16 protein-coding genes and 2 riboswitches are annotated in these 20,665 nt (G+C 59.7%); of the genes, 9 read left to right on the top strand and 7 right to left on the bottom strand.

Annotated elements, in window-relative coordinates; translation table 11 throughout:
• Positions 1-13: 13 nt before the first annotated feature.
• Complete coding sequence (metE, locus tag ACVILL_RS05740) at positions 14-2,359, bottom strand: 5-methyltetrahydropteroyltriglutamate--homocysteine S-methyltransferase (protein WP_456728211.1); 2,346 nt, start codon at positions 2,357-2,359, stop codon at positions 14-16.
• 114 nt (positions 2,360-2,473) lie between these two features.
• Positions 2,474-2,674, bottom strand: a riboswitch (cobalamin riboswitch).
• A gap of 121 nt (positions 2,675-2,795) precedes the next feature.
• Positions 2,796-3,006: riboswitch (cobalamin riboswitch) on the top strand.
• A 114-nt stretch (positions 3,007-3,120) separates the two neighbouring features.
• On the opposite strand from metE, the gene ACVILL_RS05735 reads away from it, so the two are divergent.
• The 3 genes from ACVILL_RS05735 (at position 3,121) to ACVILL_RS05725 (ending at position 7,532) form a co-directional block, all read left to right on the top strand.
• A complete protein-coding gene (locus ACVILL_RS05735; RefSeq protein WP_456728210.1) occupies positions 3,121-6,000 on the top strand; it encodes a ribonucleoside-diphosphate reductase subunit alpha in 2,880 nt (959 codons plus the stop codon).
• A 14-nt stretch (positions 6,001-6,014) separates the two neighbouring features.
• Complete coding sequence (locus ACVILL_RS05730) at positions 6,015-7,145, top strand: ribonucleotide-diphosphate reductase subunit beta (protein WP_456728209.1); 1,131 nt, start codon at positions 6,015-6,017, stop codon at positions 7,143-7,145.
• A gap of 219 nt (positions 7,146-7,364) precedes the next feature.
• Complete coding sequence (locus tag ACVILL_RS05725; protein WP_456728208.1) at positions 7,365-7,532, top strand: hypothetical protein; 168 nt, start codon at positions 7,365-7,367, stop codon at positions 7,530-7,532.
• Positions 7,533-7,876: 344 nt separating this feature from the next.
• On the opposite strand, the gene ACVILL_RS05720 is transcribed toward ACVILL_RS05725, so the two are convergent.
• Positions 7,877-8,308, bottom strand: a complete 432-nt coding sequence (locus ACVILL_RS05720) for a hypothetical protein (protein ID WP_456728207.1) — start codon at positions 8,306-8,308, stop codon at positions 7,877-7,879.
• 650 nt (positions 8,309-8,958) lie between these two features.
• Between ACVILL_RS05720 and ACVILL_RS05715 the strand changes: the two genes are divergently transcribed.
• From ACVILL_RS05715 to ACVILL_RS05705, 3 genes are read left to right on the top strand one after another with little or no spacing between them, the layout of a single operon-like run.
• Complete coding sequence (locus tag ACVILL_RS05715) at positions 8,959-9,165, top strand: helix-turn-helix transcriptional regulator (RefSeq protein ID WP_456728206.1); 207 nt, start codon at positions 8,959-8,961, stop codon at positions 9,163-9,165.
• Positions 9,165-9,848 carry an RNA polymerase sigma factor gene (locus ACVILL_RS05710; protein ID WP_456728205.1) on the top strand — a complete coding sequence of 228 codons (684 nt, stop codon included), beginning with the start codon at positions 9,165-9,167 and terminating at the stop codon, positions 9,846-9,848. Before ACVILL_RS05715 ends, ACVILL_RS05710 begins: the two co-directional genes overlap by 1 nt.
• Positions 9,849-9,860: 12 nt before the next feature.
• Positions 9,861-11,081: an AAA family ATPase gene (locus ACVILL_RS05705; protein WP_456734182.1), complete on the top strand. Its 1,221-nt coding sequence runs from the start codon at positions 9,861-9,863 to the stop codon at positions 11,079-11,081.
• A gap of 73 nt (positions 11,082-11,154) precedes the next feature.
• Here the strand turns inward: ACVILL_RS05705 and ACVILL_RS05700 are convergent, their stop codons facing one another.
• A complete protein-coding gene (locus tag ACVILL_RS05700) occupies positions 11,155-11,658 on the bottom strand; it encodes a DUF4760 domain-containing protein (RefSeq protein WP_456728204.1) in 504 nt (167 codons plus the stop codon).
• 138 nt (positions 11,659-11,796) lie between these two features.
• Positions 11,797-12,183 (bottom strand): avidin/streptavidin family protein, encoded by a 387-nt coding sequence (locus ACVILL_RS05695; RefSeq protein ID WP_456728203.1) that lies wholly within the window; start codon positions 12,181-12,183, stop codon positions 11,797-11,799.
• Positions 12,184-13,536: 1,353 nt separating this feature from the next.
• On the opposite strand from ACVILL_RS05695, the gene ACVILL_RS05690 reads away from it, so the two are divergent.
• On the top strand, positions 13,537-13,722 hold the full coding sequence (locus ACVILL_RS05690; protein WP_456728202.1) for a hypothetical protein: 186 nt from the start codon (positions 13,537-13,539) through the stop codon (positions 13,720-13,722).
• Positions 13,723-14,632: 910 nt separating this feature from the next.
• On the top strand, positions 14,633-14,947 hold the full coding sequence (locus tag ACVILL_RS05685; RefSeq protein ID WP_456728201.1) for a hypothetical protein: 315 nt from the start codon (positions 14,633-14,635) through the stop codon (positions 14,945-14,947).
• Between the two features lie 737 nt (positions 14,948-15,684).
• On the opposite strand, the gene ACVILL_RS05680 is transcribed toward ACVILL_RS05685, so the two are convergent.
• Together ACVILL_RS05680 and ACVILL_RS05675 are read right to left on the bottom strand one after the other, a co-directional pair.
• Complete coding sequence (locus tag ACVILL_RS05680) at positions 15,685-16,716, bottom strand: hypothetical protein (protein WP_456728200.1); 1,032 nt, start codon at positions 16,714-16,716, stop codon at positions 15,685-15,687.
• Between the two features lie 83 nt (positions 16,717-16,799).
• Positions 16,800-17,096 carry a hypothetical protein gene (locus tag ACVILL_RS05675; RefSeq protein WP_456728199.1) on the bottom strand — a complete coding sequence of 99 codons (297 nt, stop codon included), beginning with the start codon at positions 17,094-17,096 and terminating at the stop codon, positions 16,800-16,802.
• 524 nt (positions 17,097-17,620) lie between these two features.
• Here ACVILL_RS05675 and ACVILL_RS05670 point away from each other — a divergent pair.
• Positions 17,621-18,403 (top strand): hypothetical protein, encoded by a 783-nt coding sequence (locus tag ACVILL_RS05670; protein WP_456728198.1) that lies wholly within the window; start codon positions 17,621-17,623, stop codon positions 18,401-18,403.
• A gap of 434 nt (positions 18,404-18,837) precedes the next feature.
• Here ACVILL_RS05670 and ACVILL_RS05665 read toward each other — a convergent pair whose 3' ends face one another.
• Complete coding sequence (locus ACVILL_RS05665; RefSeq protein WP_456728197.1) at positions 18,838-20,181, bottom strand: IS1380 family transposase; 1,344 nt, start codon at positions 20,179-20,181, stop codon at positions 18,838-18,840.
• Positions 20,182-20,665: the final 484 nt, after the last annotated feature.

Raw genomic sequence — 20,665 nt, 5'->3', positions numbered from 1 at the left:
AGTCTCCGTAGTGTCAGGACGCCACCCGCAAGGCGTGCGCAGCAGCGACCATATTGACGAGGGCAGGGCGGACCTCTTCCCATTTGCGGGTCTTCAGGCCGCAATCCGGGTTGATCCAGAGCTGGCCGTCCGACAGGCGCTGGCGCGCTAGCTTGAGCAGCTCGGTCATCTCGTTGATCTCAGGCACGCGCGGCGAGTGGATGTCGTAGACACCGGGACCGATCTCGTTCGGATAACGGTAGTTCCGGAATGCATCCAGCAGCTCCATCTTCGAGCGCGAGGTCTCGATCGAGATCACATCGGCGTCCATCGCGCCGATCGCGTCGATGATGTCATTGAACTCGGAGTAGCACATGTGGGTGTGGATCTGGGTCTCGTCGCGGACGCCCGACGAGCAGATGCGGAAGCATTCCACCGCCCAGTCCAGATAGGTCGTCCACTCCGAACGGCGCAGCGGCAGGCCTTCGCGCAGCGCCGCCTCGTCGATCTGGATCATGCCCGCGCCGGCACCTTCGAGGTCGGCGACCTCGTCGCGGATCGCAAGCGCGATCTGCCGGCAGGCTTCGCTGCGCGGGATGTCGTCGCGAACGAATGACCAATTCAGGATCGTGACCGGGCCGGTCAGCATCGCCTTCATCGGCTTTTTGGTCAGCGACTGCGCGTATTGCCACCATTCGACCGTCATCGGCTTCGGGCGCGACACGTCGCCGAACAGGATCGGCGGCCGGACGTAGCGTGAGCCATAGGATTGCACCCAGGCATGCTCGGTGAATACGAAGCCGGAGAGCTGCTCGCCGAAATACTGCACCATGTCGTTGCGTTCGAACTCGCCATGGACCAGTACATCAAGGCCGATGGCTTCCTGCCAGCGCACAGTCTCTGCCGTCTGCTCCTGCAGGAAGGTCTTGTAGCTGGCGTCGCTCAGGCTGCCCTTGGCATGCGCGGCGCGCGACTTGCGGACCTCGAGCGTCTGCGGGAACGAGCCAATGGTGGTGGTCGGGAACGCCGGAAGATTGAACCGCGCGCGCTGTACTTCGGTTCGTTCCTCGAAGGAGCTGGCACGGCCGCGCATCGCGGTGTCAATGCCAGCCATGCGCTGCGTAACCTTTGCATCGTGAATCCGCGGCGAGGTCTTGCGCGCGGCGGCAGACGCGTCGGAGGCCGTCAGCGCAGCCGCGATCGAATCGCGGCCGCTTGCAAGCGCGGTGCCGAGCGCGACCAGTTCCTCCATCTTCTGCACCGAGAAGGCGAGCCAGCTCTTGACCTCGGCGTCGAGCTTCGCTTCGAGGGCAAGATCGATCGGCACGTGCAGCAGCGAGCAGGACGGCGCAATCTGCACACGGTTCTTGCCGAGCTTCGCGACGACCGGTTCCAGCCGGTTGAGCAGCTTGCTGAGATCGGCGCGCCAGATGTTGCGGCCGTCGAGCACGCCGAGCGAGACGACGCGCTCAGCGGGCAGGTGGGCGAGGTCATCGAGCTGCTCGGGCGCGCGCACCAAGTCGAAATGCAGGCCGGCGACGGGGAGCGCAAACGCAGTGTCGCGGTTTGCGCCGAGGCTGCCGAAATAGCTCGCCAGCATGATCTTGATCTGCGGCACCGCCTTGGCGATCTCGCCATAGGCGCGACGCAGCGCATCGTGGGCGGTATCGTCGAGATCGAGCGCCAGGCAGGGCTCGTCGATCTGCGCCCATTCGGCGCCGCGGCGGGCAAGCTCGCGCAGTACCTCGATATAGACCGGAAGCAGGCGGTCCAGCAGCGACAGCGGTTCGAAGCCGGCGTCCTTGCTCTTGGCGAGTTTCAGGAAAGTAACCGGGCCGACCAGCACCGGTCGGGTCTGGTAACCGAGGGCCTTGGCTTCCTCATATTCCTCGATCGGCTTGCGTGAGGCGAGGCGGAACTGCTGATCTGCAGAGAGTTCGGGCACCATGTAGTGGTAGTTTGTGTCGAACCACTTGGTCATCTCCTGCGCCGGTACGCCATGACCTTGGCTATGGTGCGCGTGACCGCACGACGCGTCATGCGCGCTACCTTCAGCGCCGCGCGCCATCGCAAAATAGGTCGCAAGCGGCACCGGGCCGCTGCTCCAGCCATAGATGGCCGGGATCGCGCCGACCATCACCGAGGTATCGAGCACCTGGTCGTAGAACGAGAAGTCGTTCGACGGGATCACCGAGACGCCGAGCTTTTTCTGGCGTGCCCAGTTGGCGGCGCGCAGACCGACGCCGGTCTCGATCAGCGTCTTTTCGTTTGTCGCGCCGGCCCAGAAGCTTTCCAGCGCAAGCTTGAGTTCACGGCGCGGACCGATCCGCGGCGTGCCGAGAGTCGCAACAGCAAGTGAGGAGGTAGATGTGGAAGACATTGGCTTAACCCCAAAAGTTGGGGGCAAAGGCCGTAGTGACACGTCTGGACTCCGCAAGACGCGGGAAAAGCGCGTGCGGGGTCGCAACCGCACCACCGGGACACCCCGCCCGAGGACGTTCATGTTGTCGAGGCAGGTCTCCTGGCTCGCGGGTCCTAGCTGTCGTCTGGCCTTCCCGAAGCTTTCGCCTCAGTGGCTTTGAGTGGACGACAACTCGCCGCTTACAGTTGCGGGGGCAGCGCCGGCATTGTACCGGCTTCCCTCTTAGCTCCGGGAGAAAGTGCCTCTCGGAGAACCACGACGCCGCCACTTATCGGCAACTTCGCGTGGCCGTCAACTCGGGCGGCATCACGTGTGATCGAGCGACGTTGTTCACATCATCAACAGGCGCCATCCGCATTTTCTGGCGACCCATTGACACAGTGTGCCAAATCACACCAGATATAGTTGTTACGGTCCGTCATGCCGCAAAGCATGGTGGCTAAGAGGGAAGCCGGTGATCTCACCGAAAATCCGGCACTGCCCCCGCAACTGTAAGCAGCGAGTTGTTCCCGAAATCACGTCACTGATGCGTCGTCCGCATCGGGAAGACACGGGAGCGACGACGACCTGCGAGTCAGGAGACCTGCCGTAACACCGAAATTACGTCCACGGGCGGGGTGTCCCGGCGGTCGCTTGCACAGCCATGCCGGTGCGTTGCCGCCGGGATGATGCAGCGTCCCCTGACATCCGGCCCCAACAAACGTCACGGGGTCTGCACGATGTCACTCTCTCTCGATCGCGAAACAAAGCCAGCGCCACTCATCCTGCTGCGTCCGGAAGTGCTTGCCGCGCCGGAGGCCGCTCCTCCGATGCAGGTGATCCGCCGCAATGGCACGGTGTCGAAATTCGACGCCAGCAAGATCTCGGTTGCGATGACCAAGGCGTTCCTGGCGGTCGAGGGGCACACCGCCGCCGCATCGCGCCGCGTCCATGAGGTTGTCGAGCAGCTCACCGCCGAGGTCCTCAGTGCGCTGACGCGTCGCATGAGCGAAGGTCGCACCTTCCACATCGAGGACGTGCAGGACCAGGTCGAGCTCGCGCTGATGCGGAGCGAGCACCATAAGGTGGCGCGCGCCTATGTGCTGTATCGTGAGGAGCGCACGAGGCAGCGCGCTGAGCAGGACGCGGCGAGGGCGGTGGCCCAGCCTGTGGCCGGGCCGGCCATTCACATCACATTGCCGAACGGTAGCGAGGTGCCGCTCGACCACGCCCGGCTGGCGCTGATCATCAACGAGGCCTGCGCCGGCCTCGATGGCGTCGATGCTGCGCCCGTGATCGCCGAGACCCAGCGCAACATCTATGACGGCATCAGCCAGGATGAACTGGCGCTCGCCTCGGTGATGGCCGCGCGCACCCTGGTGGAGCAGGAGCCGAACTACACCTATGTCAGCGCGCGCCTCTTGCTCGACAAGCTGCGCACCGAGGTGTTGTCCTATGTGCTTGATATGCCGACCAGCGCCTCGCAGGCCGACATGGCGAGCCGCTATGCCGAGTATTTCCCGGCCTATATCAAGACCGGGATCAAGGCCGAACTGCTCGATGTCGAACTCGGCCGCTTCGATCTGGCGCGGCTTGCGGCGGCGATGAAGCCGGAACGCGATCTGTCGTTCCAGTTCCTCGGGCTGCAAACGCTGTATGACCGCTATTTCCTGCACGTTCGGGGCAACCGCATCGAGCTGCCGCAGGCATTCTTCATGCGCGTTGCGATGGGTCTGGCGCTGCGCGAGATCGACCGCGAGGGGCGCGCGATCGAGTTCTACAATCTCTTGTCGTCGTTCGACTTCATGGCTTCGACGCCGACCCTGTTCAATTCTGGCACGCAGCGGCCGCAGCTCTCATCGTGCTTCCTCACCACCGTGGCTGACGATCTCGACGGCATCTTCAAGTCGATCAAGGATAACGCGCTGCTGGCGAAATATTCCGGCGGGCTCGGCAATGACTGGACCCGCGTCCGCGGGCTCGGCGCGCACATCAAGGGCACCAATGGCGAGAGCCAGGGCGTGGTGCCGTTCCTCAAGGTCGCCAACGACACCGCGATCGCGGTGAACCAGGGCGGCAAGCGCAAGGGCGCGGTCTGCGCCTATCTCGAGACCTGGCACGTCGACATCGAGGAATTCCTCGATCTGCGCAAGAACACCGGCGATGACCGCCGCCGCACCCACGATATGAACACCGCGAACTGGGTGCCCGATTTGTTCATGCAGCGCGTCGAGGCTGACGGCGAGTGGACGCTGTTCTCGCCCGACGAGACGCCGGACCTGCACGATCTCTACGGCAAGCCGTTCGCCGAACGCTACGCCCATTACGAGGCCAAGGCCGCGCGCGGCGAGATGCGAGTGTTCAAGCAGATTCGCGCCGTCGATCTCTGGCGCAAGATGCTGACCATGCTGTTCGAGACCGGCCATCCCTGGATCACCTTCAAGGACCCGTCCAATCTGCGCTCGCCGCAGCGCCATGCCGGCGTGATCCACTCCTCGAACCTCTGCACCGAGATCACGCTGAACACGTCTGACGACGAGACTGCGGTGTGCAATCTCGGCTCGATCAACCTCGCCAACCACATACAGGACGGCAAGCTCAACGACGCCAGGCTGAAGGCCACAGTGACGACCGCGATGCGGATGCTCGACAACGTCATCGACATCAACTTCTACACCATCCCGGAGGCGCGCCGCTCCAATCTGCGGCACCGCCCGGTCGGTCTCGGCCTGATGGGCTTCCAGGATGCGCTGCATGCGCTGCGGATCGCGGTGGCGTCGGACGCGGCGGTTGCCTTCGCCGATATCAGCATGGAGGCAATCTCCTACCATGCGATCTGGGCCTCCAGCGATCTCGCCGCCGAGCGCGGCCGCTATCCCTCGTTCGAGGGCTCGCTGTGGAGCCAGGGTATCCTGCCGATCGATTCGATCGACTTCGTTGCCGACGCCCGTGGCGGCGTCGCAATGGATCGCACCTCGACGCGTGACTGGGCGATTCTGCGCAGCCGCGTCACGTCGGTCGGTATGCGCAACTCCAATGTGATGGCGATCGCGCCGACCGCGACGATCTCCAACATCTGCGGCGTCGCCCAGTCGATCGAGCCCGCCTACCAGAATCTCTATGTCAAATCCAACATGTCCGGCGACTTCACGGTCGTGAACGACTATCTGGTGCGCGACCTCAAGGCGCGCGGGCTGTGGGACGAGGTGATGGTCAACGACCTGAAATATTTCGACGGCAGCGTCGGCTCCATCGACCGCATCCCCGACGACCTCAAGGCACTCTACGCGACCGCGTTCGAGATCGACTCGAGCTGGCTGCTCGAGGCGGCGGCGCGGCGGCAGAAATGGATCGACCAGGCGCAGTCGCTCAACCTCTATATTGCCAATCCCTCCGGCAAGAAGCTCGACGCGCTGTATCGTCTGGCGTGGTCGCTGGGACTGAAGACCACCTACTACCTGCGTTCGCGTAGCGCGACGCATGTCGAGAAATCGACGCTGAAGGGCACCGACGGCAAGCTCAATGCGGTGTCGTCGGCGGCGCTGGCCTCGCCGGCGCCGGACCTCTCGGGCGCCATCGCCTGCTCGATCGACAATCCCGACTGCGAAGCCTGCCAGTAAGAAGGATCAAGAACATGCTCGACTGGTCAGAGACCGCCGCCACCGCCAAGAAAGCACCGCCGCCCTTCGCGGCGGCGCCTGCCGCATCGACCGAGGCCGCCGGCCTCGGTACCGTCGACCGCCATGGCGGCCGCGTCTCGGTCGACGAGAAGCGGATGATCAACTGCCGCGCCGACGTCAACCAGCTTCTGCCGCTGAAATACAAATGGGCGTGGGAGAAATATCTCGCCGGCTGCAACAATCACTGGATGCCGACCGAGGTTTCGATGCAGGCCGACATCGCGCTGTGGAAGTCGCGCGACGGCCTCACCGAGGACGAGCGCCGCGCCATCAAGCGCAATCTCGGTTTCTTCGCGGCCTCCGAGAGCCTGGTCGCCAACAACATCGTGCTGGCGATCTACCGCCACCTCACCAATCCGGAGTGCCGGCAATATCTGCTGCGCCAGGCCTTCGAGGAGGCGGTGCACACCCACACCTTCCAGTACATCGTCGAAAGCCTCGGCCTCGACGAGGGCGAGCTGTTCAACATGTACCGCGAGGTGCCCTCGATTACCGACAAGGCGGTGTGGGCGATCAAGCACACCCAGCATCTCGACGATCCCGACTTCAAGACCGGCACGCCGGCCGCCGATCAGGCGTTTCTGCGCGACCTCGTCGCCTTCTACGTGATCTTCGAGGGCATGTGGTTCTATACCGGCTTCGCCCAGATCCTCTCGCTCGGCCGCCGCAATAAAATGGTTGGGATCGCCGAGCAGTATCAATACATCCTGCGCGACGAGAGCATTCATCTGAACTTCGGCATCGACGTCATCAACCAGATCAAGATCGAGAACCCGCATCTGTGGACGTCCACGTTCCAGGACGAGGTCCGTGGCATGATCCGCGAGGCCGCCGAACTCGAGGCCGCTTACGGCCGCGATACGATGCCGCGCGGCTTCCTCGGGCTGAACGCGGGGTTGTGCGAGCAGTACATGCACTTCATCGCCAACCGGCGCTGCGCCCAGATCGGGCTGACGCCGGTGTTCGCGGAGGCGGAGAACCCGTTCCCGTGGATGTCGGAAGCGATGGATTTGAAGAAGGAGAAGAACTTCTTCGAGACCCGCGTGATCGAATACCAGAACGGCGGAGCGCTCAGCTGGGATTGAACGTCAATCTTGATCGTTGACCGTGAATGGGGGAGCCGCCGACCCATCATTGGCCCGAACCCGTGCATCAATCGCCCTTGGTCGGCAGCGGAACTGTCGTCCAAGGACTGCGAATTGTAAGGGCTGGCGGCAGGTCGGCTAAACGATTCCGCAAGGGACCTGCGATGAGTCTGCTTACGGGTGACGTGGTGTCACACCCACAATCGCATAGGAGTGACTATGGAAAAATTCGTCAACATCGAGGATCAGGCCAGCGATCTCCGCAGGCGGCTAGAGCAGCTTGAATCCGGAATATTTCGGGTCGGCAAAATTGACGACAATGGCCTACCGATCGATCAAACAAGGTATCAGATTGAGTTCATCAAGAGCGTGCTCGACGTGATCTAGCTAGCGGACCCAGAGACGAGGGACCGCCAAACCGCAAGGTTGACGGTCCCGGCCGCACGCGCCGTCAAAAATGCCCGTTCACCGATCATCCCGTTGCACCATCGAGTCCCTGACCTGGTCTAACCCTTGTCGAACGTGAGGACAGATAGAACCAACGCTGTTGTGCTTGCAGTAACGTCTATTTCGCTTTGCGGGAAGGCGAAAGATTTTGCTGCTCCGCCGCCCTCAACGTGAGCTTCGATCCCGCACTCGGGGCATTTCAACACGTCAGGTTCGCTATGCACGTTCGCACTCCTTCGGTAGCTGCGCATCACGGGTGTGGATAGTCAATCATCGCGGGAAGATCACCGATATGCCATCAGATTCTCAACAACCCTGTCCGGAACGACTGCAGGATCGGGAATAGGACGGGATGGGCTAGCCGGATATCGGGCCAGGTGAGGCTTATGTACGTCGCTCAACTCCGTGATGTCTCCCGCCAAACCATCGTGATCTGGTAGCCCGCAATCGACCGCGGTCTGATACCAGGCTTCCAAGTCGTGGTTCGCCGGGCGGCGCGCCGGAGCCTTGCCTCCAGACTCCACTGCGTTGAGGACAAACGCTTTGAGCGCAAGTTCAATGGCGTGCGTCAGGAGGGAAAGTCGCGGCCAGTTGGGTTGCCCGTTGACATAGCTGGCCTGAGGATATCCTGCATCTCGAAACACCATCGCCCGGTGCAGGTACTGCTGCGCCTCCGATCCGGAAGGCGTCTGGACTGGAAACATCGGCGGGTTCACGGGAAGGGTTCCTCTGAGGGCAATCTCGGGGACAAACGCACCCCTAAAGGGCCACCACGGACAAGGCCGAACCGAGAACGGCCTGGACTCATTTCCTCTGAGCGAACGCTATACCCGAGGCGGGTTGAAGTGCGGGTGAAGTTTCGGAATTGTCCAAAAACCCGGGAAAAACACTTGATTTGGCGGAAGGGGTGTCTTCCATATATCGCTGTAATTGTTGTAATTTTTCTTCCTTGTGTAAATTCTCCACGTGGCTCTCCACGTCGACTAGGCGAAACGTGGGGAGGGGGCTCCTAGTTTATTTTTTCTCTCAAAAGCTACAGCCTAAAGCACGGTTCGGGTGTTGAACACATGTATCGCTCACGGCTGCATCGGGAAGTTTGAGGGAGAAATAGGCGACAGATTGTCCAAGTCTGTGTTTCTCTAACCCTGCCGCCGATACGCGGCACACGACGTTATCTCGCGCAGTCGAGAAGTCTCACAGCACCCATTGGGTGTAGACAGGTGTGGGGCCGAGAAATCAGCGCAGCATTCTGACGGGGAAACTCCGCGTCGGACACGGCCAGACAGCCAACCAACATCGAAAACGTCCGTTCGTGGCCGCTGGCAGCCAAACGCCTCCGCGCGCCCAATCCTTGGAGTCTGCCCCAATGACTGCCCCTCTACTCTCAATGGCCGACATGCGCGCCCGCTATGGGACAAACGGCAAACCGGCCAGCCGAACCTACATCTATCACTGCGAGGAAACCGGCGACCTTCCGCGATCCGTCCTCGTTGGCGGCAAACGCTTCTGGCGACTGGCTGACGTGACCGCCTTGGAAGAGAAGCGCTTTGCCGCAGCTCGTGAGGTGGTGTGATGGCATCAATCACCCGGCAGCATTTCGAATCCGAACTGGTTCGTTCACAGCCTCTTCTCCGTTCCGCAGCTCGCGGACTGTGCGCGCGTCAACCGAACGCGGAAGACACCGCCCACGAAATTCTACAGGACACCAATCTGCGCGCCCTAGAATCCCGCGATCAATTCCATAGCGGTAGCGTACCCTGTTGGCTATACGCTCTCATGCGAAACCTGTTTCGGGACTACCTTCGTAAACGCGGTCGCATTCACAAGCGTGAGGTATCTCACGCGGACCTGCCGCGCGTCGCAGATCGCGACGGCTCCGGCGAGGATGGCTCTCTCACATATGATGCATATCCCGACGCGGACGACCCTCACGGGAAGCTCGAAGCGACCCAAGTCGTCGAGGCCATCGGCCGCATGTCCGAACACACCGCAAGTGCTCTGGTGCAGGCAGGCGTTATTATGCGGGAGTGGCAGCAGATGCCGGTAGAGCATCTTGCGTCATTCTTCGCAGCGTGGGATGGGGCTGGCGACTTCGTCGAAGGCAAGCCGCGATCCGGCGAATACGATAAGCGGCAGACCGCCCGCGAGTGGCTGAAGAACCAGGGCCTCAGCAAGGCGTCGACCGGCGAAGCATTCGGCGCGGTCGTCGATGAGGACGAAGAGCGTTCAGACGGGCAGACCGAAACGACTCATTGATACGATAATGCGATCAGCATTCCCGTTGATCTCGACATCAATAGGCTGCCTCCGCGCCCGTATCTGTACGCCAAGTACTTGATGCGCGGGCACGTCACGTTGCTATCTGCGGCCGGTGGCATTGGCAGATCCGCATGGACGCTAGACGCGGCGATAGACATCGCGTGCGGGGTCAACCACTTGGGAGCTGGCGAGTTCAAGCCGCGTAAGGTTCTCGTCTACAACGGTGAGGACGATCAGGACGAGATGCTGAGGCGTGTCGGCGCGCAGTTTACACACCACAACTTCACGCCCGAAATGCGCGCGTTGGTACGGGAGAACTTGACGATTATCAGCGGCGTCAGGGCATCGATGCGTCTCGCGGAATACAGAGATGGGCGCGTCGTTCTTAACGATAAAGCCTTTAAGAAACTAGCAGAGCTTATCGAAGCGCGCGGTATCGACATCTTAATTCTCGACCCTCTGGTTGCGCTGCACTCAATCCCCGAGAACGCAAACTCGGAGATGAACGCCGTCATGACCCGATTCAAGAATCTCGCGGCGACGAAGCTGATTGCGTTGCTGCTCGCGCACCATGACAAAAAGAACATTGGCGGAAAGGGACTTGATGACGCCAATCAGGACGACGCCCGTGGAGCGGGAACGATAACGACACCTGTGCGCGTCGTTCTCAACATGCGGAGGCTTAGCAAAAAGGATACTCAGACGTGGCGCATCCCGCCTGATGACGCACCGCATATCATTGCGCTGTCAGCCGGGGCGAAGAGCAACTACAGCGCCCGCGATGTCGTTCCAAAGCTCTTTCGTGCCCACTCCGTACAAGCCGAAAACGGCACGGATGAGTTCGCGGCGGACAGCACGGTCGCGCTTGCGGTGTACAACCCACCGAAGCGAGAGGACGTGGGAATCGGCGATGACGCTACGCTCACAGTCCTAGCCGCGCTCGATGGCAGTGAGCCGGTCGGTTCGGACACGCGACATGCTAACTGGATCGGACGCCTGATCGCGGACGCGGCCGGGTGGGACATTGACGCCAAGCATGTTCGGGAGAGCATCCGTGAGATTATCGCCAACTGGACAGCTCGCGGCTGGATCACTGAAGCCATCTCGGAGGCCAGCGGGAAGGGGTCGGAGCGGCGCAAGTCCGTAAAGGTCTACAAGCGCGGTGCGTCGCGCCCTGCGCCGCGTGTGTACGAGTTCGACCCGGTCGACGATGAGGACGAAGCGGCGTAACGGCTGGCGGTCGATAAGTCGGACAGACGTTCAGAGCGGTTCGGGCAATGGGCCGCTCTTTGCGCGAGAGCGCCTAATAGAGCGGGCCGTTGACTCTTTCGATTGCGCGTCGTCTTGCTTTGCTTGCGTAGTCTTCCCGAACAGCACGCTTCTGCCACCGCGTGCTTACTGTATGTAAGTCAATATACGACAACTCGCTCCCTTGTTTCTCTCGAAACCACTCGATGAGGGGTTCGCTCTCATTGTAGCACCAGGGTAGTAGGTCTCCCCAACAGTCGAATGCGACGCGGTCATCGAAGACGCGGCGATTTATGCCGACAGATATCAGCTCACAGATATTGAGCCAGATACGTACCTTCTTGTACGCGGGCGTCTTAATGTAGTTGTCAAAATGAACGCCCGGGCTTTGGATGTTTGCAAGCTCGGCTTTGAAAGTTTCGTAGGTTTCCAGGCACTCTTTGTCCATTGAGGACTTCAAGAAGAAATCGATTGTCGCGCGCTTGCGGGCGATTTGCCGCTGAACTTGAATGGAAGAAATTGCGATGATTGCCGCGACAAATGCAATAGCCGCTGCCAACCACTGGGGGATCGTGCCCCATATTGCGCTGTCCGGAAACGTCCAACAATCGGTCACAGGCCACCGCCGTGTATGGCAAACTTCCGGAGCGGTCCGAGCGATTCGGGCCGCTTGTCTCCCAGCCGGGCGCACATCCTGTTATTGGCGGATGAAGACGTTCTTCCCGTACATGGTGTGGAACTTCTCGGAGTCGGAATAGATCAGTTTCCAGCGTGTTGGAATTTGATCGCCGACGAGCCTCCCACTCCAATTCGTGACAGTGCTGCAGTCCGTGAATGTGACCGTCAGGAATACGGCCCCATTCGATTTCACCGAACCTTCGGCGGGATACGGAATCCCCTGACACTTGAAGCCTGGTGCGAAATTGGTGAATGAGCCGCGAAAGGTGTCACCGGACGTCGACCAGATCGTCAGGATAGAACCGCCATCATTCTTCCAAGTTGAAAGTAGTGGCAGATTTTGCGCGAAGGCGGTGGCCGTTGTAGCCAGGAGTAAGAACACCGTTGTAGGAATTCTCGCTTTCATTATGCACTCTCCTGTTCAGGCAAGTATGTTTTTAAGTCGAAATGATCCGCATACTAACGCTAAGATTGCAGCCTGTTCAATGGGGCTAATGCACGTGAGGGTAGCTGGCGAGCCAAGTCGCAATGAGTTGGCGCGATTTCCGAGGAGGTTGGGTCGGTCAGTCGCGGATTTTGACTGACCGACCAAACGTCGACCAACCGACCCAAAAGGTCACTTGCACGACCGACCGACTGATCGACTTAGCGTCAAAAATCCCCAATTCCCTAATTACATCAATGGTCGGTCGGTCGCGCGACAAACCGACCTGACTAACCGACCGCGCGGTCGGTCGGTTGGTCGGTCAGTCATCTCTCTCCTTTAGGAGATGACTGACAGACCGACCGTCTGTTCGTCGGAGCGAAGGGGAGAGGCAAAGACCGGGGAGTGCAGACCAGAAGGCGGCACGATCGTTTTTCTTGCCGTAGCTGTCACAGAACGCCCCGCTGGGGCGTTTATATCTATGAGGGCCGCAATCCTCATCGCGTCCAAGCCGCGCGAGGCTACGGCATTAAAGAGCACTCCGCACCGCTTCCGATCGCATGGGAATGCACGCTTCCGAAACAACGCGCGGTCACGTTTGATGCGCGTCCGGGGCAGGCTGCCACACCGACCACGCCAAGCTGCTTCCACACAGCACGGCCGGGCCGGAGGCCACAGGATCGTGATCCGTGAGGGTTCGGTCGCCACAGGACCAAACCCCAGGTCGAGTAGGGGCGACGAAGCGAATTGCGGCCGACGAAATCTAGATGAGCGGACTGGCAGACTTGGTCGCCGTCCCGTTCACGCCGCGCGGACGACTCGTGACGATCTGCGCGGCGCATGCTTTCACTAGAGGCATCACACCATGTCCAAATCTGATCCGCTTTTTTCAGGCCTCGCCGCTGGCTTGAAGCCGGCCGACCTTGAACTTCCCGACGACACGATCACGGTCGATACCGACCTACTGAAGACCCGCGAGCGGCTTCGCTGCGTGAAAGGCAACCGAGCGGCTGGCCGAACTGGCCGAAGCCAATCTCGACGTGCAAAGGCGCATCGCCGATGCCGCTGAACGTCAAGCCGACACGTTCGCAACGCTGACAATGTTGTTCGCATCCTGCATCGGCATCGGTCAGGCGTATTGCCCTGGGTCGTCCGACGAGACGCCTCCCGTGAACTATCTCCGCTCCGGGCAGGGCGATCCGTTTCGGTGCGACCGAACGATAGACATCGAAGACACCGATTGAGGCGCGACTTGCGGGTGTCGCGCTCTCATTGCGCCGCGCGAGCGTTTAGTCCTCTCGCTCGCGCGGCGCTCCTATTGATGAGAATCACCACATGATCAATGCAGAACTATTCGCGCAGGTCGCCGCGATCCAAGCGAGCCACTTCCTTGAGTTGGCACGGACGGGATTTGCCATCATGCGCAACGCGCGCGAGCAAGACATACGCGCCGACATGGAGCTTCAAAGACTGTCGTTCAGCGTTGATGACCGACGCCAATGGCAAGCTGCGAGGCTCTAACCCGAACGGCACCAACGGTCCGCTTAAGTTCCTTGGATACCTTCGCAACCGGCGTGCGGGCCTTTGAATGCTTCTTCAAGGTCCGTACGTCCATCGCAGTCCATTCGCGACGATATTGAGTCTTCTTCTTTACGCGTTTCAACTCAAAACTCCACGTCGGTTGAGGTTGCGCTGTTAGCAACAGTCGCATGTCATCGCAACTCACGATGCGTTGCTTGGGGATACCCGTGAGCAACGTCATCAAGCTTCAGTTCGCGCCGCGCACAGCGCCCGTTGAAACTGATATGCCCGATGTTCTTGTTAAAGACTGGCGAAGCTTAGAGCCTGCAAGGACGCTATCGACGTGTTGCGGCTCACCGATGCGTTGCCCGATGTCTTGCTGCCCCATCTTGCATGGGCGGCATCGCGCCGACAGGACGTGCCTGCACGCCATGTGCAGGTGCTAGTGAAGTGCTGCGGGGAGCCGGTGCTTGAACGCGCGCTTGGTCGTGCTCGCTTGAAGCAACTGAAGCTGCGCTTTCCGGTGAGCGAGCTGTTCCAGCCGCTGTGGGGCAGTAAGGTCTGTCACCTTACAGACCTTACAACCATGAGGCGTATAGTAGCGAAAACAAAACTTAGATCAAGTCGTGACAAAAATACGCCGGTCTGCTCTGTAGGCCTTGCACGGTCGATAGATCGTGTGGGGCGTGATAACCCCTTGAAGGCGCACAAAGCGCCGAACGTCCTACGGCGCTATTTTTGTGTTCGACTTTCCGTTTGACGTTCCGCTACGGCGGGAGGGCGGCGAGATAAGGCGGGAAACCGCTCGAATAAGCCCGCCTGTCCTTCACAGGTTATCAACCTCCCGCCGCCAGCGGGGGCTTTCACAGTCTCCCTTGGCGTTCCACGTGAACAAAATGGGGATACTACGATGGAAGCCAACCTTGCTGTCTCGAAGCCGAAGATCAACGCCGCAGGCGATGTCGCTGTCGCTACCCGCATCAGTCTAGACCGCCACCCGGAAAGCGGCGAATGGTGTGAGGCTCACTTCCGTCTCATGCGCAAAGCAGACGGTAAGCTCTACCTCGCCGAAGAGGCGCGCAAGCCTGGAGGACGTGAAGTCGTGACGACGGTCACCCGCGAGCAGGCGGTAAGTTGGCTGACCTACCATCCTGCGCGTCGTCGAGGAGCATCGGTCGCTGAACGTCGATGCAACGAGCGACTGTTGTCTGAGTTGGCAGCGTAAGGGAGCAGAGTATGAGCGATCACGGATGGAACCAATTCTTTGTCGATCCGAACAACGTAGCGGCTGTTAGGATCATACTCTGCTTGGAGCCTTATGGGCCGTTGCCCGATGATGACGGGGAGTATCGTTCGTTTTTGAGCATGATGTCAGACGTGGTGGACTCGGCGGTAAAAAAATTTGCCGAGTGTCCCGAGCGTGTGAGGCTGTTGTTCGAGCGAGAGAAGACCAAGCTCAAATTGATCGATGCTGTAGCGTCAGACTTGGGTTGCTTCTCGATACAGGCTGACCGACGTGGAGCGCACCAAAATTCACGACAGACTCCGCGTCCTAATCGCCGAATGGGCAGAAGCCGAAGAGAATGGTCGGCCCGAAGGAGACGATCCCACTCGGTTGGGGTGCTTACTTCGGGTGGACTGTACGATCACAAAGAGACTTTCAGAATTGGCCTAGATAAATGCGGCGACCCGAGCAGATCGCCCCTAGAGGGCTGACAAAGGCCGATGCAGCCGCTTACTGCGGCTGCTCTGAGGACGCGTTCGATACATGGGTAAAGAAGGGCATTGTGCCGGGGGCGATTCCCGGCACGCAGCGGTGGGACCGGAAGGCGATTGATTGGTATCTGGACCGGGCTTCTGGTCTTCCCACGGATACGGCCGCATCGAGCGATCCGCTGGCAGACTGGCAATCTAAGCGCGCCGAACGAAATCGACCCTGACCAGCGAACGACCTCAGATGCCTCACATCCAGGTGGTACCGTAAATTTTGAAAAGGTCTTTGCAGCCGACGTTTTCCATGTCGATTGTTTTCGAGGGGCGATTGACACCGGTCAGTTTGCTTATGCGTTCAGCGATCATGGTCTGCTCAGGCCCAGATCGGTTTAGCGTTGTGGCGTATACTTTCGGACGAACCGTCCCGGATTCATTTGTCACGGTCATCAGGTCCAAATTCTGTTTGTGGAAGTGAAATCCCAAATAAACGATCCGCACAGCTTCGTTTATGGCCTGATGGATAGCGTCGACTAATGTTCTGTCCTGAATCTGTTCGTTGAAGGTTTTGATCTCCTGTGACAGTCCCTCTATGTCGCCATAATCTTCGACGCCAAAACCCACTTTCCGGCCCTTTGAAGCCCACGCTAGCGAGCCGACTTGCCCGTAAGGGTGGAGCATGCGAATTGATCCCATAACGTCCGCAGCAGTTTGTTCGTCGAAACGGTAAAGTTCGATGATTGCATGGAAAAGGTAATGCTCAAGGCACCGGTCATAATTGAAGCTAATGAAGCTGACGTTCTTGAAAATGTCGCGCGTGTCGCTCGACCTACCGACCCCGTCTTGCATTATGTAGAATAGGTCTGGGAACCACGACTGGGCTACGCGGTCGTTATTCCGCCAGTGGCCATGGTAACGCTGGACATCGCTCTGGTTTTCCGCCCCCAGAATGCTTTGCACAATGGCTAACTTACCGGCAACCCTGATGGCTTCGTTATCTTTGTGGGTGTTCAAATACGCGTCTATAGAGCGAGTATGGTGAATGCCTTCACGGATCGCACAGGCTTCAGCTCGCCACTTATTGAAATCGAGGTCGCGCTTTTTGGTGATACGCTTCAGTGCGTTCGCTATAGCAGCGTCACCCGATGCTAGATCGTGGCCGAAATCTTTGTATTTGATGTGCGTCTTATCGGCGATAGTCGAGCTTAAGGCGCTGCCAACAGGCATATTGATTTCAACTCCAGCGCCCGCCCCAATTATAAAAACTGTACTTGTATTAAACATTTCGTATCCCCGAAATCCGTCTTTCGCTGAAATAGTGCCGCGCACGGTCCGACGTTATCTCTCCGGCATCGCCGCGAGCAACGTTACGGGAGCTGTCGAACCAGTAGCCGCTCGCTCAATTGCTGCCTCTGGTCGTTGATGCGAATGGTCACCGTGAACTCCTCCGGTCCTTCGAAGTCGTACTCGCACCTGTACGTCCCAATTAGTAATTCCTCCGCGCCCCTTTCGATGCGAAGGCCATTATAGTTGGCTCGCCTTCCGCCATCGTCGATGTCTGCATCGTCCGGTTCAAGTTCGCCGTGCTTGCATCGCAGGCTAACCAACTGAATCGAGACATCGCCCCGATTGCGTACTTTCAGCTCGAAATCGTAGTCGGCCATGCGAGACGACTTTGTAAGGTCAATGTCAATCGAGGGTTCGCGCTCTCGCGCTTTATCACGCCGGGTGAGCAGATTAAGAACCAAACCTCCCGCACCGATCAAAAGTGCAATCAGCGAAGTCAGTCTTGCGAACCAATCGACAGTTGCTGTTGGAGCAGGTGCACCAGTCTGCGCAAATGCCGACAAAGACGGTAAGAAGCAGAGGAGGCCTGCAAACAGTAGTGCTGACCGCTTTTTCATAGTTACCTGGCTCTATGCGATTATCGGCTAACGCCTGCGCAGCTTTGCGCGCGTAAGCGTGTCCCACAAATGCGCGAATACCGGCTGGGACATGGTTGCCGACAGCCGCTACTTCAAGCAAGGATAGAGCGAATTTCGGGATTGACAAAGGCGGGTACGTTGTGGCGGCTCTCGGTGAGCGAAGTAGTGATTCGTTTCCGGCGTAACAATTCGGGTCTTGGACTTTCTTGCCGAATTGCCATTTCTAGCTGGGCGGCGTCGGGTCGCACGGAGGGCTCTTCATTATGGCGGCCGAAAGCAAACCATCCGCACCGCAGCGCGGCTCAGGACCGCCGAACGGCCAAGTGCACCTTACAGCGTCAGGGCATACGGCCGTTACAGGCGTGGCTGCGATTGGGGTGGCGGCACCGATTTCGGCATCATTGGCACTTAACAGCACCGGGGCAACGTTCTTGCCGGATGGCTTTGCCGAGAGCCACCAAGCGCCGGACTTGTTCCACCCACCCGAGATTCGATTGACCGAACCAGTCCCGGCCGAGGCCAGCATTACCGAAGCCGTACAGGTGGGCATGACGACTGATGCGGAGGTTATCTGGGCTCCCTTTAGCGAGAATGGGATCGCGGAGCGTCTAGCGCAGAATCCAGATTTCTATCGGCAACTCATCCAACTTGCCGCTGTCGCGCTCCGAAAGGACGCAGAGAACTATTCCACTCACGGCGGACAGGGGAATAGCGCCGCCGTTATCAAAGCCGAGCTCAACGAGATCGCAAATCGGTTTGAAAGTGCAGCCTTAGAGTTGGACGGCTTCGCCACAGATCGTTTTGCCTCGGCGGCTAGGGCAATCGTGGAAGCTCGCGATCAGATCGTTCGGTTCACAGAGAGTTATCCAACTTTCACGAAGGTCTTTCTTGAGCTGACTGGCGTCATTTTCGGCGGCTACGCGCTGCACCAGCTCGGCGGAACGTCGGGTGACGTTGCCGCCTTCGTGTCCTATGCCGTGATTCGACGAGAAAAGCTTTCCGAGATCATAGGAGCGTGGCGAGGGAAGAAGGACGACGAGGAGTAGAGTCTAACGTGATCCGCCCTTTGCGAGGAGGAATTAGCGCGTGGAATTCCGGCTGACATATGATGGCCAGTTGCTTGCGAGCAACGCGGGCGACCGGGATACCAGACCCGCACGCAAAGGGTATAAACGCATCTTACGCCAGAGCTTCCACCCTCAGATAAAGAAGGTTTTTGAGAACACGCCGTTCCTCAACACCGGAACTCCGAGTGGCCCAACGCTGGACGGATATACCGAGACCTATCTTCCTCGATACAGCAAAGAGGCCGTAGCCAATTAGCCCGTCTTATTCATGATTGCGGGCAGGGGCAGCTGGAACATTTCCGGTCGGGGTGAAGGCGCGCGCGAACGCTTCGGCTTTTTCGCCGCTTTTCGACCCGACTTCGTGAACGCGTTGGAGGACGGCAGCGGGGTGACCGGGGCTCATGCCCCGCGCGTCAGGGTGCTTGCGGGACCAGAGCGTTTGCCAAGCCGCGGAACAGGTCGGCGTCGGGGCACGCCGCAGCGAAGGCGAGACGGACGCGGGTGGCGGTCTCGATGACGCGGGCTGCGATCTTGAGAAGCCTGAGCCTGATCGTGTTGAACTCGGCCGTTGCCAGATCGCGCGGCTTTGGGATGGCATCGCGCACGGCGAGGATGAGCCAATAGGCGGCGGTGTGGAAGACGAGGCGGACCTGGTTGGCGAGCGCCGAGCGGCAACTGGTGCGATCGGAGGCGAGCTGGGTCTTGTGCAGCTTGATCAGGTTCTCGGCCTGTCCGCGAGCGCAATAAAGGCTGTCATAGATCCACTCAGCCGAGCCGATATCCAGGCTGGTGACGACGTAGCGGACGTCGAGCCCTTGTTGGGTTGCCTCGATGCGGGCGACGACGCGGCGCTCACGATGCCAGGAGCCGGCCGCGTGGCGGGTCTCGGTGTAGCCGCGAACCACGATCTTGTTCTCGATCGCACGTTCGGTTCGAACTGCATCACAGACCTCGTCGACCTTTCTGGCGAGCGGCTTCGTGCCGGCTAGCGCGAAGATGTAATCGACGCCGTTTTGCTCGCAAAAAGTCATCGCCTCGGGGCCGGCGTAATGGCTGTCGCCGCGGAAGGTGATACGCGTATCGGGCCAGCGCCGGCGAATGCGCCGAACCAGGCGGCGCAGGTGTGCCCGCACCTCGCGGCCGCTCGGCGTCTTGCCGGGGCGCAGGATGACCGCAACAGGCCGGCTGTGCTCGGTGTCGTAGACGTGGATCGGCAGGAAGCAGTGTTCATCATAATGGGCGTTGAACAGCGAGAGTTGCTGACGGCCATGCACCACGTCGACCGTGTCGTCGATGTCGAGCGTGATTGCGCTCGGCGCTCGCGCGTAGCTGTCCATCCATAGGTCAACCAGCACAGAGCTCAGCCGGATCACCTCGCGCAGGTGTGGTGCATTCTCCAGGCGCGATAGGGTCGGCTGCGAACACAGATCCCGGCCAGTGTCCGGCAGTCGGCCGCAAGCCAGCTTGAACGCCGGATCGCCGCGTAAACGATCGAGATCATTGCCATCCTCGTAGCCACACGCGATGGCGAAGATGCGGGCGCGGATCATATCCGCAAGGCTGTGCACAATGCGTCCCGGATCGCGCCGCTCGGGGAATACGCAGGACAACTTCGCGGCCAAGCCGAGGCGCCGGTCCGCCATGGCCAGAAGCATGACGCCGCCATCCGACGTCAGCTTGCCGCCGTCGAACGAGGCTGTGATCTTCTTGCGGGAAACGGCTGGAAATGAGAACGGCAGACTCGTATCGCCCGTCATGGCGAGTGTGGCGGCCCGGATGCGCGGAGGGTGGGTGTCAGCAACCGAATCCTACGCCACCTCAGCGGCTTACGCCACGCTCGCCAGCCTCTCAACAAGCCGCTGATGAATAAGACGGGTTAGTACCAAAGGTACGGCTGGACTTTCTTGCCGTTAGTTACTGAGGAGCTGAAGTTGTCATGTTGGCTCGACGTGCTGTTTCTTCGGCGGCAGCCACGGGGCAGCGTATGGAACCATGGCGACATAGGTAACCGGCTGAAGACGCTCTTCGACAGTCTGCAAATTCCGGACGCCAACCAGGGATACGACACCGTGCTTCCGGCCGATGGCGAAACGCCATTTTACTGCCGCTACAGAATGACAATCTCATTTCTAAAGTCACAGTCGAAACGGATCAATTGCTAGAGGATTTGGATACACCACCGAGCGAGCACGATGCTCGGTTGATTATCACGGTGCGATTGCAGCCCTACGAGTTCACATT

The sequence above is a fragment of the Bradyrhizobium sp. USDA 3364 genome, from assembly GCF_054056355.1.
The sequence above is the reverse complement of the archived record's forward strand: the minus strand, read 5'-3'. Positions and strand labels throughout refer to the sequence as shown.